We start from the raw sequence: 13433 nt of genomic DNA, 5'->3' as shown, positions 1-13433 counted from the left end.
TCCCGTCAGCTCGCGGGGGTGGGGGCCGGGGCGGCCGCGGCGGGGGCGCCGAGGGCGGCCCGGAGGTTGTCCAGGTTCTGCTTCATGACGGTCAGGTAGTCGTCCTTGGCGGGGTCCTTGACGCCCTCCAGCGGGTCCAGGACGGCGGTCTTGAGGCCGAGGTCCTTGGCGACGGTGTCGGCGAGCTTGGGGCTGACCAGGGTCTCGAAGAAGATCGTGGTGACGCCGTTGTCCTTGGCGGCCTTCTGCACCTCGGCGAGGCGGGCCGGGGTGGGCTCGGACTCCGGGTCGACGCCGTTGATGGCGACCTGGGTGAGGCCGTAGTGGTCGGCGAGGTAGCCGAAGGCGGCGTGGCTGGTGACGAAGGTCTTGGTCCTGACGTCCTTCAGCCCGGCCTGGAACTCCTGGTCCAGGGCGCCGAGCCGGGTGACCAGGTCGTCGGTGTTCTTCTGGTAGTCGGCCGCGTGCGCGGGGTCGGCCTTGGCGAACTCGGCGCCGACGCTCTTGGCGATCGCGGCGTAGCGGGTCGGGTCGAGCCAGATGTGCGGGTCGCCGGCCGGGCCCGCGTGCTGGTGGCCGTCGCCCCCGGAGGCGCCCTCGTCGAGGTGGTGGTCGACCAGCGGGCTGGCGGTGGTGGCGTCGATCCGGTGCTTGCTGGACGACTGGTCGACGGCCTGGTCGACGGTGGGCTGGAGGCCCTTGAGGTAGATGATCGCGTCGGCCTTCTGGACGCCGGCGACCTGCTTGGCGGTGAGCTCCAGGTCGTGCGGCTCGACGCCGGGCGCGGTGAGGTCGGTGACCGAGACGTGGTCCTTGCCGATCTGCTGGGCCAGGAACTCCATCGGGTAGAACGAGGCGACGACGTTCAGCTTGCCGTCCGTGCCCTTGGCGCTGCTGCTGCCGCCGCAGGCCGTGAGGGCCAGGGAGGCGGCGAGGGCGGTGGTGGCCAGGGCGGCGGTGGTGCGGGTCCGGCGGCTGAACAGTCCGATCATCATGACAATCATTCTCATCTGAACTGGAAATGATTGTCAACTCACTCGGACGGGTGAACGGCAGGTGGCCGTGGATGGGGGGAGCCGGACCATATCGATTTGAACCCCGTACCCGTCTGGCCGGTAACCTTGGGTATTCGGGTACGAGCAACCAGCCGTGCCCTGACCGTGCCGTACGTACTGAAGAGAGCACTGTGGCCGCCGACAAGATCGACACGATCGTCAGCCTGAGCAAGCGCCGTGGCTTCGTCTACCCCTGCAGCGAGATCTACGGCGGCACGCGTGCCGCCTGGGACTACGGGCCGCTGGGCGTCGAACTCAAGGAGAACATCAAGCGCCAGTGGTGGCGCACGATGGTCCAGGCCCGTGAGGACGTCGTCGGACTGGACTCGTCGGTCATCCTGGCCCGTGAGGTCTGGGAGGCCTCCGGCCACGTCGCCACCTTCAACGACCCGCTGACCGAGTGCCTCTCCTGCCACAAGCGCCACCGGGCCGACCACCTGGAGGAGAAGTACGAGGCCAAGCACGGCTTCCCGCCGCCGAACGGCCTCAAGGACGTCAACTGCCCCGACTGCGGCACCAAGGGCCAGTTCACCGAGCCCAAGGACTTCTCGGGCATGCTGAAGACCCACCTCGGCGTCACCGAGGAGGCCAGCGGCCTGGCCTTCCTGCGCCCCGAGACCGCCCAGGGCATCTTCACCAACTTCAGCGCCGTCCAGACCACTTCGCGCAAGAAGCCGCCGTTCGGCATCGCCCAGACCGGCAAGAGCTTCCGCAACGAGATCACCCCCGGCAACTTCATCTTCCGCACCCGCGAGTTCGAGCAGATGGAGATGGAGTTCTTCGTCAAGCCGGGCGAGGACGAGCAGTGGCACGAGTACTGGCTCCAGCAGCGCTGGGACTGGTACGTCGACCTCGGCATGCGCACCGAGAACATGCGCTTCTTCGAGCACCCGAAGGAGAAGCTCTCCCACTACGCCAAGCGCACCGTGGACATCGAGTACCGCTTCAACTTCGGCGGCTCCGAGTTCTCCGAGCTGGAGGGCGTGGCCAACCGCACCGACTACGACCTGCGGGTGCACAGCGAGGCCTCCGGCAAGGACCTCCGGTACTTCGACCAGGAGAGCGGCGAGCGGTACTTCCCGTACGTCATCGAGCCGGCGGCCGGCCTCAACCGCGCCATGCTGGCCTTCCTGATCGACGCCTACTTCGAGGACGAGGCGCCGAACGCCAAGGGCGTCATGGAGAAGCGCGTCGGCATGCGGCTCGACCCGCGGCTGGCCCCGGTCAAGGTCGCCGTCCTGCCGCTGTCGCGCAACGCCGACCTCTCGCCGAAGGCCCGCGGCCTGGCCGCCGACCTGCGCACCGCGTGGAACGTCGAGTTCGACGACGCGGGCGCGATCGGCAAGCGCTACCGCCGCCAGGACGAGATCGGCACGCCGTTCTGCGTGACGGTCGACTTCGACACCCTTGAGGACAACGCCGTGACCGTTCGCGACCGCGACACCATGTCGCAGGAGCGCGTGTCGCTGGACCAGGTGAAGGGCTACCTGGCGGCGCGTCTGATCGGCTGCTGAGTCCGGTACCCCGGTACCTCGGGGAGCCCCCGGCCGTCCTCCCTCGTGGAGGCGGGCGGGGGCTCCCCGCTTTCGTACGGCCGGCGGGTCAGCGTCGGCCCCAGCGGGAGCGCGGGGCGGCCGGCGGGGCGGTCGGCAGGCCGGCCGCGCGGAGGGCGGCGAGGGTGGTGCGGTGGCGGGCGTCGTCGGCGAGCAGCGCGGCCAGCAGCTGCCCGTAGAGGTCCCGGCGGCCGTCCAGGGCGGCGGCCAGGCGCACCACTTCGACCGGCGGGCGCAGGACGGCCAGCTCCTGCAGCAGGAGGGTGGCCAGCGCGGGCGGCAGCTCCGTCGCCAGGCCGACCAGGTCGGCGGTCGGACGCCCGGCCGCCTGGCGCAGCAGCGTCCGGACGTCGGCGGGGCGGCCGTGCTGCTGGAGGTTGGCGGCCAGCGAGGTCAGCTCCGGCGTCGGCGCCGAGCCCCACTCCCAGAGCAGGGTGGCGCTGTCGGCGTGCTGCCCGGACCGCTCCAGCGCGGCGAGCAGGGCCGGGACCGCGGCGGCCGGGTAGGCCCAGAACGCGTGGAACAGCTCGGCGGCCTCCTCGGCCAGGCCCAGCTCGCGCAGCTCCGCCAGCACCGCGACGGCGTGCTCCGGGGCGCTCCGGGCGGCGGTCCGGGCCAGCCGGAGCGAGGTGCCGCTCGTCGGGCCGCGCCGGGCGAGCATCCCGGCCAACAGGGCGGCGTCGGCGGGAGCGAGGCGGGCGGCGGCCTGGTCCAGCAGCTCCTCGGCCTCGGGGAGGGCGCCGCTGCGGTGGAGTCCGGTGATCCGCTCGGTGAGGGCGCCGAGGTCGGGGCGGGCGGGTGGTGCGGGGGCCGGGGGTGGGGTGGCCTGGGGCGGGGCCGGCGCCGGGGGCTCCGCGTGTTCTGTGTGTTCCGGGTGGTGCTGGGGGTGCTGCTGCTGTCTGAGGTGGAGCTCCAACTCCTCTAACCGGTCACTCAGTTGCAGGCAGCGCGCGCCCAGGCCCTCGCGGAGGGTGCGGGCCTGGGCGAGTTGCCGCAGCAGGTCGCCGTCCGGGCGCTGGCGGCCCGGGGTCGCCCGTATCGCCTCGTTCAACCGGCGTTCGCGTTGGCTCGCGTAGCGGCTCGCGCGGAGCAACTCGTCCAGTTCGGACCGGAGTTCGGCGGCCTGTCGCTCGCCCTCCGGTGGCCGGCCTGCGGATTCTTCCGTCGACCGCATGCGCATGATCGCCCCAACCTGTCCATCTGTACCCTGACTGCGGGACATCCTGGCGTCGGAATGTGGCGATGGAGTTACGAGAGCACGACCAGTCGTGCCCGAGTGGTGTCAAGGAGCGCACAGAGGGCGGCCGTTGTGAGGAGTGCGCCGGTCGCTCCGTAGCAGCGTCGCCTCGTAGTACGGGCCGGGGGCGAAGTGCGCGACCGCGCCGTCCGGGGCGCGAGCAGCAGTGCGGCGACGGTCGGGACCGCCATCGCCCCGTCCGGCAGTGCAACGACCGGCCTCAGCCGCCCAGCCGTGCCCGCGCCTCCATCAGGGCGAACCCGAGCAGGTTCAACCCCCGCCACTCCAACGGGCGTTCGGCCCGGATGTCGTCCGCGCCCAGCCCGATGCCCCAGATCCGGTCCAGCGGGCTGGCCTCGACCAGGACACGGCGGCCCGTGCCCAGCAGGTACTCCCGCAGGGCCTCGTCCTGACCGAACTTCGCGACGTTGCCCTCGACCACCAGGTCGAACCGGCCGGCCACCCAGGCCTCGTCGTCGAAGCCCCGGACCAGCCGGCCCAGCTTCTTCGCCTCGGCGGGCGTCCGGGCCTCCAGCACCTGCTGCTCGATCGCCTCGTCGCCGAACATCCGGGCCTTCCCGGCCATCATCCAGTGCTCGGCGGAGGCGTACGTCACCCCGTCGACGGTGAACCGCCCGGGCCACCACTGGCTCAGGCACTCCCGCCGCGTCCCACCGCCCTTGCGTGCGGTGTGTCCCCAGAACATCACCCACTTCGGCCGCGCCCCGGTGGCCATCAGGCCCGCCAGTTCCTCGCGGTTGCGGACGTCGGCGAAGTCCCCCACGTGCTGCTTGCTCATAATCGTCATTCTGACACGAAGGGTCTGGGGCCCGCCATCCGTTTGACACCGGCCGGCGCCGGCCGGGCCCGGCCGGCTCTTCGGGCCAGGGGCCGGCGGGTCAGCCCCGCTCGGCGGTGGCGACCAGCTCCAGGAAGCGCAGCCCGAGTTCGGCGACCTGGTCGGCCGTCCAGTCCTGGGCCGCGCCCGCCAGGCGGACCTCGGCCATGGCGAGGCCGGGGGCGGCGTCGGTCCAGTCCAGGAACCAGGTCTTCTCCTGCTCGGCGAGGGCGAGGGTGGCGGCGTTCAGGACGCTCGCCGGGTGGGGCAGCCAGAGCTGGAAGTCGTGGGTGGGCGGGACCTCCGGGAAGATCCGCGCACCGGGGAGGGCGGCCAGGGCCGGGATGAGGGTCGGCGCGTGGCGGGCGTAGCCGGGGATCCGGGGGAGCTCGGCGTCAAGGCCGGTGAGCGCGGCGAGGGCGGCGGGCCACTGCTGGTAGAGCTGCCCGCCGTAACGGTGGCGCCAGGTGCGGGCGTACGCGGTGAAGGCCTCGTCGCCGGCGAGAGCGGCCCCGCTGATGCCGCCGAGGTCCTTGTAGAAGGAGACGTAGACGCTGTCGGCCAGAGCGGCGATCTCGTTCAGCGGCCGGCCGAAGTGGGACGTGGTGTTCCAGAGGCGGGCGCCGTCGAAGTGCACCCGGGCGCCGGCCTCGCGAGCGGCGGCGACCAGCTCGGTGAGCTCGTCCCAGGTGGGGAGGAGGAAACCCGGGTCGCGGAGCGGGAGTTCCACCACCAGGGTGCCGAACGGCTCGCCCAGGCCGCGCAGCTCGGCGGCGGTCGGCTGCCGCAGCTCGGTGGTGGGCCAGAGGCTCCGCAGGCCGGTGAGCTGGATGTGGGCGTGGCGCTCGTGCCGTTCGATGTGGCTCTGCGGGTGGAGCGCGACGGCCGGGTTGCCGGTCCGCTCGGCGTGGTGGCGCAGGGCGACCTGCTGGGCCATGGTGCCGGTGGGGAAGAAGACCGCGTCCGCCGTCCCGAGCAGCGCGGCCGTGCGCTGCTCCAGCTCCCCGACCGGCCCGCCGTCGCCGTAGATGTCGGGGTGGGCGTCCGGCTCGACCGCCTCGGCGAGGGCGGTGAGCCGCTCGCGCATGGTGAGCGGGCGACTGCCGGAGAGGAAGCGGGTACACGCCCGGCGGGCGGCCCGGCGGCGGTTCAGGTCGATCTGGTCATCGGTCACCCGGCGATTGTCCGACCGGCGGGAGCCCGGGCCAACCGGATTTCGACCGGGGCCGGACGGCGGAGCTCAGCACTGCACGGTCGTCGGGCCCCCGAAGGTGATGGTCATGCGCTCCTCGGCCGGTCCGTCCGTACGGCGGACCGCCACCCGGTAGTCGCCCTGGAGGCTCTCCGGCACGCTGGCCGTGTAGAAGGTCAGCGGCACGCCGTTCTGGCGGGTGGTGAACACCCGCCGTACCGGGAACTCGTGTCCCTGGCAGGAGAGGTGGTCGATCTCCTCGTCGGCGGCCATCAGCGTCATGGCCCACATGGGGCGCCGCTTCAAGTCGGTCCGGTCGGTGAACCAGGCCGACCACATGACCGCCTCGGCCGACGGGCCCGGACGGAGGCCGCCGCCCAGCTTCGCCGGCGGCACGCAGGCCTTCCCTGCGCTTCCTTCCGGGCTGCCGTCGGCCATACAGATGTCGCCTGTCCGCGCAGCGCGCCAGATCAGGTGGGGCCCGTAGCCGCTGTCGAACTCGGCCACGGTGAGCTGGCTCTCGTGCGCCGGGGAGGTGCCGTCCTGCCGGGCCATCCGCAGCACCGTCTGTCGGGCGGCCTCCGGGAACGGTGGCTTGGGCAGGCTCGGGACGGTGAAAGTCGGGGCGGGCGCGCCGCCGTGGGCGGGGCGGTGCTCCTCGGGATCGGCGCCGCACGCGGCCGCGCCGAGGGCCAGGGCCAGGGCTGCGAGCAGGACGTGGAGTCGCACGGGAACGCCAGACGTACGGTTCATCGCGGTGCCTTCCCCCCGGCACCGCCGACTGCGGTGCACGAACCGTAGGGTGGCACAGCCGCCGTGCCGGTCGGTCGACGGTTCTGTCAGCCTTCGGGCACAGGATGCTCCACTGCTCCCGTCCGTGATGCGCGGGGGAAATGTGGCGCGGGTCACCGGAAAAGGGTGACACAGTGCTGTCGCGATGGGCCGCGAGGATCGACCCATGACGATCACCGACCAGGACCGCCTCACCGAGACCCAGGCCTTCAACCGGTGCTTCGAGGCCGCCGCCACGGCGGCCCGGCCGGCCGCGTTGACCCCGCTCGTGCCCTGAACCCGCCTGCCGGGAAGGGGTGTTACTCGGGGGCGCCGAAGCGGGCGAGGTAGTGCCAGACCTTCTTGAGGGCCTGCGGGTCGTGGTGGCCGGTCGCGGCGGCGGCGCCGATGACGCGCGGGTCGAGCGTGCCGTCCTCGGCGATCCGGGCGCCGAGGTCGACGAACTCCTGGCCGCGGTAGTCGGGGTGGCGGCGGAGTTCCTGGACGGTGAGCCGGAAGCCGGGGTGCCATTCCAGCGGGCAGGGGAGGCGGCGGGCGGCGGCCTCGACAGGGGTGTCCCGGTAGCTGGGGTCGAGTACCAGGGCCTCGACGTCCCGGGCGAGCAGGACCGGACCGTGGATGTGCGCCTCGATGCAGTCGTCGAGGGCGTCCTGGTCGTCGGCGAGCGCGAGCGGGATGAGCCCCATGCGGTCCGCGGTGCCGAAGTCGGTGGGCTCCAGGACGCTGTCCGGGTAGCAGAAGGTGGTGCGCTCCAACGCCGGGGCGACGAGCCGGAAGTGGGCGGAGCCGAAGCGGGGCGCGGCGCCGACCGGGTTGCGGCGGTAGTCCAGGGCGCCGTAGACGGGCCGCTGGTCGGGGGCCGCGTCGTCGTAGGCGCCGTTGAAGATCCGGCTCTCCCACCGCCATCGGTCCCCGCCGGGGTGGGCGGTCAGGCCGCCGTTGCTGGTCCCGGTGGCGAACTGGGAGAGGTAGACGCCGTCCTCGGCGAGGGCGTCGAGGATCGCCCGGCCGTGGGAGGTGCGGTCCGGGTGGAAGTTGAGGGTCACCCGCAGGGTCGGGTCGACAGGTGGGCCGGCGGACAGTGAGGCCACGTGGTCGAGGGCCCGGACCTGCGGTGGCCGGTCGGCGGCGGTGCTCATGCGGGTAGTTTCGCGCGGCTGCGGTGGTGACCGCACCCGGGTTTTCGGGTGCCCCGGAGCGCGCCGTCAGACGTAGAGCTCGTGCAGGTCGTCGGGGAGCAGGCCGGTGCCGTGGTGGGTGGCCCCAGGTGGAGTGGACGGTGCGGATCCGGGCGGCCCGGGAGGTCCGGCCGGGGGAGCTCGGACTGACCCAGGCCGTCCACAGCGTCGCCGCGGTGACGGCGGTGCTCACCGCGAAGCGGGTGATCCGGCGGGTCGGACTGGCCAGGGTGGTCCCGGTGTTCGCCTCGATCGCCCTGGCCGGCACCCTCGCGGTGGTCACCACCCGCTCCCGGGCGGTCTTCGCATGACCGCCGCGCGGTGCGGGTAGCCTGCGACGATGGCCGCTCCCTCCGCCCTGAGCCTCCCCAGCCGCTTGGACGGCGACCCGGACCGGGTCGCCCTGGTCGTCCCCGGCATCGCCTACACGCCCGCCCGCCCCCTGCTGCACTTCGCCTGCTCGGCGCTGGTCCGGCACGGCTGGACGGTCCAGGAGCTGTGGTGGCAACTCCCCGACGATTTCGTCGACTTCACGGCGGAGCAGCGGGCGGCGTGGGTGGAGCGGCAGGTCGCCGAGGCGGCGGACGCCGAGCGTGGCGCCTGCCGGCTGCTGGTCGGCAAGTCCCTGGCCTCCTTCGCGGCCGGCCTCGCCGCGGACCGCGCGATCCCGGCCGCCTGGCTCACCCCGGTGCTCACCTCCGACCACGTGGCCCGCGCCCTGCACCGGACCACGGCGCCGACCCTCCTGGTCGGCGGCGGCGCCGACAGGCTGTGGGACCGGAGCGTCGCCGACGCCACCGGCCACCAGGTCCTCGAACTCCCCGCCGCCGACCACGGCTTGGAACTCCCGAACGACCCCCTCGGATCGATCGACCTGCTCCGCACAGCCATCGCCCGCCTGGACACCTTCCTCGCCGCCCTGCCCCGAGCCGCCTGAGCGCCGACCCGACCACCGCCGTGCCGGGGACGGGTCAGCGGATCTCGTCCTCGCGCATTCGGTGGAGGGCCGCCGTGCCGACGGCAGTTCGACGCCGACCGTGGGCGGCACCCGGTCGGCCGGCCCGCGGGCGGTGGCGGCGTTCTCCGGGTTGACGGTGCCGTCGCGTGCGAGGTCCTCCAGGGCCCGAAGTTCCGGGTCGGGCGGCGCCAGTACGGTGATCAGTCGCCCGTTGCGGGTGGTCTCGACGCGCTCCCCGTCGGCGACCCGGTCGATCAGTTCGTCGGCGCGTCGTTGGAGCTGCCGGACGGAGGCTCTGGCTGTCACCCGAGTCCCGGTAGGGCGGGCCGCGCCGTGTGCCCGAGGTGAGGTGCCGCGATTTCACCCGGAAGAGTGTCACCGCTTGCCCGGGAACCCGTGGCGGCGGGCCGCCGCGGTCACCGCCAGGGCGAGGGCCAGCAGGGCCAGGGCCGACCAGGGCAGGGACTGCGGTCCGGCATGGTCGAGGAGGAGGCCGCCGGCGGACGCGGCGGCGGCGATGCCGAGGTTCCAGCAGGTGACCAGCAGGGACTGGGCGAGGTCGGCGGCGGTGTCGGCGGCGTCGGCGACGGCGGTCTGCAGCAGGGTGGCGACGCCGCCGAAGCCGAGGCCCCAGATCGCGGCGGCGGCGTAGACGGCCCAGGGCGCCGAGCCGAGCATGGCGGCGGCCAGGGTCAGGGTCGCGACGGCGACGAGGACGCAGGCGGTGAGGGTGAGGGTGCGCAGGTGCCGGTCGATCAGGGCCCCGGTGGCGGCGATGCTCACCAGGGAGGCCAGGCCGAGGACGAGCAGGACGGTGTCGGTCCGCCCGCCGAGGTGCAGCGGTTCGAGCAGTGCCGCGACGTAGGTGTAGAGGATGTTGTGGGCGAGGACGAAGGCCGCGGTGACGGCCAGGACGGCGCCCACACCGGGCATCCGGAGCACCTTCCGGAGCGGCAGCCGGTCGTGTTCGGCCCGGCCGGGGGCCGGGGGGACGGCGGCGGCGATCCAGCCGACGAGCGCGAGCGCGAGGACGCTCATCAGCCCGAAGGCGACCCGCCACCCGGCGGCCCCGGCGAGCAGGGTGCCGGCCGGCACCCCCACGGACAGGGCGACCGTGGCGCCGCTCATCGCGACGGCCATGGCCCGTCCGCGCTGTTCGGGCGTGACGATGCTGCGGGCGTACCCGGCCAGCAGGGCCCAGAGCATTCCGGCGACCAGGCCCGCCGCGAAGCGGGCGGCCATGGTGAGCGGGTAGTTCCCGGAGACCGCGGTGACGGCGTTGGCGACGGTGAAGCCGCCGACGGCGAGGAGCAGCAGCCGCTTGCGCGGCCGGCCGGCGGTGGCGGCGGTCAGCGGGATGGCGGCGACGATGGAGCCGACCGCGTAGAGGGTGACGGACTGTCCGGCGCCGGACTGGCTGACGCCGAGGTCGGCGCTCATCGCGGGCAGGACGCCGGCGGGCAGCGCCTCGGTCATCAGGGTGACGAATCCGCCGGTGCTCAGGGCCAGCAGCGCGGGCCAGGGCAGCCGGGCCGGCGGTGCGTCAGAGGCGGCGGCCGCGTCCGGAGCGTGGGGCGCGGCCGTGGCCGGGATCGTCATCGGGGAGGCGGGGGAACGGAGTTCGTTCGTCGACATGCGCCCGATCGTCTATCGTTGACATCGATGTCAAGGTCCAGCCGGAACGGCCCGGCCCGGACGTGAGGGTGGTCACATGCGGATCGGCGAACTGGCCCGGCTGACGGAGACCGCTCCGCGCCTGCTGCGCTACTACGAGAAGCAGGGCCTGATCTTCCCGCGCCGTGAGGCGAACGGCTACCGGGACTACGACGACTACCTGGTGGACCGGGTGCTGCAGATCCGCGGCCTGCTGGACGCGGGGCTGCCGACCCGGATCATCAAGCAGATCCTGCCCTGCCTGGACGCCCCGCGGACGATCCACTTCGCGGACGCCACCCCGGAGATGCTCGACACCCTGGAGTCCGAGACGGAGCGGATGACCCGCCGCATCGAGTGCCTGACCCGCAACCGCGACGCCATTCAGGAGTATCTGTCCGTGGTCAAGGAGCTCGCCTGACCCTCCGGCCGGTCCGCCGCCGGACGGCCGCTTGACCCTGACACCGGTGTCAAGGGCGCAGGCTGCTGCCATGACTGAATCCCCGATCCGCCACACCGGGTTCGGCGACGGCACCCCGTTGGTCCTGATCCACGGCTACACCGTCGACCACCGGGTCCTGCTCCCGCTCGAACCCGCCTTCGCCGGCCGCCCCGGCTGGCGGCGCCTCTACCTCGACCTCCCCGGCCACGGCGCCAGCCCCCGGCTGCCGGGCCGGACTTCGGCGACGGCCCTGGCCGAGGCCGTCTTCGGCTGGATCGACGCCGAGTTGGGGGACCGCCCGTTCGCCGTGGTCGGGCAGTCCTTCGGCGGCCAGCTGGCCCGGGCGGTGACGGCGCGGTACGGGGACCAGGTGCTCGGTTCGGCACTGCTGGTGCCGGTGGTGCGCTGGGGCGAGGACCGGACGCTGCCGGCGGAGACGGTGCTGGGCCGCGACGAGGAACTGCTCGCCGGCCTCCCGCCTGCCGACCGCGAACTGTTCGGCTATGTCACGGCCCGCCTGGACCGGCGCAGTTGGGAGCTCTTCGAGGAGTACCTGCTGCCCGGCCGGCGGATCCACGACGTGACGGCCGCCGCCGAGTTGGAGGCCGAGTTCCTGCTGCCGCACTGGCCGGAGCGGCAGGCCCCCGAACACGGCGGGCACCACCTGCTGGTCACCGCCCGGCAGGACGCCCTGGTGGGCTGGCGCGACCAGCTCGCGCTGCTCGACCACTACCCCCGGATGGCGGCGGCGGTGCTCGACGGCGCGGGCCACAACCCGCAGGTGGAGTGCGCCGAGGCGGTACGGGAACTGTTCGGCCGCTGGCTGGACGAGCTCCGCCGGTAGCGCCCCCCGGCAGCGCCCCCCGGTGTAGCGCCCCCGGGTTCCGCTCCCAGGAGAGGAACCCGGCAGCACGACAACGGCCCCGCGACCGGCGGGAACCGGTCGCGGGGCCGTACGTCGTCGCCCGTGGGCCCGTGGGCCCGCCGGGCTCAGCCGATGGAGCGGGGCAGGCGGGTGGTCAGGTACAGCACGGTGAAGGAGCCCAGCAGCTGGATGCCGAGGCACAGGGCGAGCGCACGGCCCATGCCGAGGCTGGGGGAGAGGGAGAGGTAGAGGGTGCCGAGGGTGGCGACGCCGAGGGCGAGGCTGGACTGCTGGCTGGTGGCGAGGACGCCGCTGCCGACCCCGGCCCGGGCGGCGGGCACCTTGGAGAGGACGACCCGGAACAGCGGAGTGCCGATCAGGCCTTGGCCGATGCCCGCGAGGGCGACGCCGGGGGCCATCCGCAGCGGGGAGAAGTGGTCCGCGTCGGCGAGCACGGTCACGGCGATGGTGGCGAGGCCGAGGGCCTGGACGACGGCTCCGGCGCTGAGCACCCGGCTGCCCCAGCGGCCGATCAGCCGCGGGCCGGAGAGTGAGGCGGTGAAGTAGCCGACGGCCATCGGGACGAGTGCCCAGCCGGCCGCGACCACGCCGAGCTTCAGGCCCTGTTGGAGGGCGACGGCGATGACGAACATGAAGCCGCCGAAGCCGGCGAAGTAGGGCAGCGCGATGCCGAGGCCGCGCCGCATCTCGGGGATCCGCAGCAGGGTGGGCGGCACCAGCGGGGTGGCGCCGCGCTGCTCGGCGCGGCGTTCGACCAGGGCGAAGGCGGTGGCGAACACCGGGAACAGGGCGAGCAGCACCCAGGACCAGAGCGGCCAGCCGGCCGCGCGGCCCTCCATCAGCGGGACGAGCAGGGAGAGCAGGGAGGCGGTGAGCAGGGCGGTGCCGGGCACATCGACCGCGGCGGCCTGGCTGGCCCGGCTCTCCGGCACGTACCGGACGGCGAGGACCACGGCGAGCAGCGCGAACGGGACGTTCAGCAGGAAGACCGAGCGCCAGCCGGTGCCGAACAGGTCGGCGGCGACGAGCATCCCGCCGAGCACCTGCCCGATCACCACGGAGATGCCGCCGACCGCGCCGTAGACGCTGAGCGCGCGGCCGCGCCGGGCGCCGTCGGTGGCGGCGGTGATGGTGCCGAGCACCTGCGGGATCAGCAGCGCGGCCGAGGCGCCCTGGGCGGCCCGGGCGGCGACCAGGGACCATGCGTCGGGGGCGAGGCCGCAGGCCAGCGAGGTGAGGGCGAAGGCGAGGGCCCCGGCGACGAAGAGCCGGCGGCGGCCGAAGGTGTCGCCGAGCCGTCCGCCGAGGACGAGCAGGACGGCGAAGGTGATGCCGTAGCCGGCCGCGACGAGTTCCAGGACGGCCGGTCCGGCGGCCAGGTCCTTGTCGATGGTGGGCAGGGCGACGTTGACGATGAAGAAGTCGAGCATCGGTAGGAAGGCGCCGAGCAGCACGGTGACCAGCCCGGCGGTGCCGAGGGTGGGGGTGTGCGGAGCGGCTGCGGGGGCGGTTCGGGTCGGGGCCGGGGCGACGGCGAGTTGTTGAGTCACGGGTCATACGATCCGCCGCTTCGTACCCTGGTACCAGAGTGTGGTTATCCAGGTATAAGAAGTACCTGGCAACAGGCTGCCGCGTGCCGCATGCTGGGG

General features: G+C 73.5%; 13 protein-coding genes. 5 read left to right on the top strand and 8 right to left on the bottom strand.

Features of this window, described 5'->3' with window-relative positions:
* Nucleotides 1–5: 5 nt before the first annotated feature.
* On the bottom strand, nt 6–995 hold the full coding sequence (locus ABTY61_RS14785; protein ID WP_350505365.1) for a metal ABC transporter substrate-binding protein: 990 nt from the start codon (nt 993–995) through the stop codon (nt 6–8).
* A gap of 191 nt (nt 996–1186) precedes the next feature.
* Between ABTY61_RS14785 and ABTY61_RS14780 the strand changes: the two genes are divergently transcribed.
* A complete protein-coding gene (locus ABTY61_RS14780) occupies nt 1187–2569 on the top strand; it encodes a glycine--tRNA ligase (protein ID WP_188304430.1) in 1383 nt (460 codons plus the stop codon).
* An 88-nt stretch (nt 2570–2657) separates the two neighbouring features.
* Here the strand turns inward: ABTY61_RS14780 and ABTY61_RS14775 are convergent, their stop codons facing one another.
* The 5 genes from ABTY61_RS14775 to ABTY61_RS14755 all read right to left on the bottom strand — a co-directional run bounded on the left by ABTY61_RS14775 (nt 2658) and on the right by ABTY61_RS14755 (nt 7806).
* Entirely contained in the window at nt 2658–3782 is a 1125-nt protein-coding gene (locus ABTY61_RS14775; RefSeq protein ID WP_350505364.1) for a hypothetical protein, read from the bottom strand.
* Between the two features lie 283 nt (nt 3783–4065).
* Nucleotides 4066–4644: a riboflavin biosynthesis intermediates N-glycosidase gene (gene ybiA, locus ABTY61_RS14770; RefSeq protein WP_502895318.1), complete on the bottom strand. Its 579-nt coding sequence runs from the start codon at nt 4642–4644 to the stop codon at nt 4066–4068.
* A 100-nt stretch (nt 4645–4744) separates the two neighbouring features.
* Nucleotides 4745–5857 carry a threonine aldolase family protein gene (locus ABTY61_RS14765; RefSeq protein WP_350505363.1) on the bottom strand — a complete coding sequence of 371 codons (1113 nt, stop codon included), beginning with the start codon at nt 5855–5857 and terminating at the stop codon, nt 4745–4747.
* Nucleotides 5858–5923: 66 nt separating this feature from the next.
* Nucleotides 5924–6604 carry a hypothetical protein gene (locus ABTY61_RS14760; protein ID WP_350505362.1) on the bottom strand — a complete coding sequence of 227 codons (681 nt, stop codon included), beginning with the start codon at nt 6602–6604 and terminating at the stop codon, nt 5924–5926.
* Nucleotides 6605–6966: 362 nt separating this feature from the next.
* The gene (locus tag ABTY61_RS14755) at nt 6967–7806 is read right to left on the bottom strand and encodes a DUF3626 domain-containing protein (RefSeq protein WP_350505361.1); all 840 of its coding nucleotides are present in this window, start codon (nt 7804–7806) and stop codon (nt 6967–6969) included.
* A 128-nt stretch (nt 7807–7934) separates the two neighbouring features.
* Between ABTY61_RS14755 and ABTY61_RS14750 the strand changes: the two genes are divergently transcribed.
* Nucleotides 7935–8156, top strand: a complete 222-nt coding sequence (locus tag ABTY61_RS14750) for a hypothetical protein (protein ID WP_350505360.1) — start codon at nt 7935–7937, stop codon at nt 8154–8156.
* Nucleotides 8157–8185: 29 nt separating this feature from the next.
* Nucleotides 8186–8782 (top strand): alpha/beta hydrolase, encoded by a 597-nt coding sequence (locus ABTY61_RS14745; RefSeq protein WP_350505359.1) that lies wholly within the window; start codon nt 8186–8188, stop codon nt 8780–8782.
* A gap of 396 nt (nt 8783–9178) precedes the next feature.
* On the opposite strand, the gene ABTY61_RS14740 is transcribed toward ABTY61_RS14745, so the two are convergent.
* A complete protein-coding gene (locus ABTY61_RS14740; RefSeq protein ID WP_350505358.1) occupies nt 9179–10438 on the bottom strand; it encodes an MFS transporter in 1260 nt (419 codons plus the stop codon).
* 76 nt (nt 10439–10514) lie between these two features.
* Between ABTY61_RS14740 and ABTY61_RS14735 the strand changes: the two genes are divergently transcribed.
* Nucleotides 10515–10877, top strand: a complete 363-nt coding sequence (locus ABTY61_RS14735) for a MerR family transcriptional regulator (RefSeq protein WP_350505357.1) — start codon at nt 10515–10517, stop codon at nt 10875–10877.
* A gap of 70 nt (nt 10878–10947) precedes the next feature.
* Nucleotides 10948–11742, top strand: coding sequence for an alpha/beta fold hydrolase (locus ABTY61_RS14730; RefSeq protein WP_350505356.1), 795 nt, complete (start codon nt 10948–10950; stop codon nt 11740–11742).
* Nucleotides 11743–11888: 146 nt separating this feature from the next.
* Here the strand turns inward: ABTY61_RS14730 and ABTY61_RS14725 are convergent, their stop codons facing one another.
* On the bottom strand, nt 11889–13334 hold the full coding sequence (locus ABTY61_RS14725) for an MFS transporter (RefSeq protein WP_502895316.1): 1446 nt from the start codon (nt 13332–13334) through the stop codon (nt 11889–11891).
* Nucleotides 13335–13433 lie beyond the last annotated feature (99 nt).

It is taken from the genome of Kitasatospora sp. NPDC096128 (assembly GCF_040303105.1).
Taxonomy (GTDB): Bacteria; Actinomycetota; Actinomycetes; order Streptomycetales; family Streptomycetaceae; genus Kitasatospora.
Note: the sequence above shows the minus strand (reverse complement) of the source record. Positions and strands in the feature narration are given on the sequence as shown.

Excerpts from the sequence above, each read along its gene's own strand:
- ABTY61_RS14775 (WP_350505364.1), bottom strand. The coding sequence starts at position 3,782 with ATGCGGTCGACGGAAGAATCCGCAGGCCGGCCACCGGAGGGCGAGCGA.
- ABTY61_RS14755 (WP_350505361.1), bottom strand. The coding sequence starts at position 7,806 with ATGAGCACCGCCGCCGACCGGCCACCGCAGGTCCGGGCCCTCGACCAC.
- ybiA (WP_502895318.1), bottom strand. The coding sequence starts at position 4,644 with ATGAGCAAGCAGCACGTGGGGGACTTCGCCGACGTCCGCAACCGCGAG.
- ABTY61_RS14785 (WP_350505365.1), bottom strand. The coding sequence starts at position 995 with ATGATGATCGGACTGTTCAGCCGCCGGACCCGCACCACCGCCGCCCTG.
- ABTY61_RS14730 (WP_350505356.1), top strand. The coding sequence starts at position 10,948 with ATGACTGAATCCCCGATCCGCCACACCGGGTTCGGCGACGGCACCCCG.
- ABTY61_RS14740 (WP_350505358.1), bottom strand. The coding sequence starts at position 10,438 with ATGTCGACGAACGAACTCCGTTCCCCCGCCTCCCCGATGACGATCCCG.
- ABTY61_RS14735 (WP_350505357.1), top strand. The coding sequence starts at position 10,515 with ATGCGGATCGGCGAACTGGCCCGGCTGACGGAGACCGCTCCGCGCCTG.
- ABTY61_RS14745 (WP_350505359.1), top strand. The coding sequence starts at position 8,186 with ATGGCCGCTCCCTCCGCCCTGAGCCTCCCCAGCCGCTTGGACGGCGAC.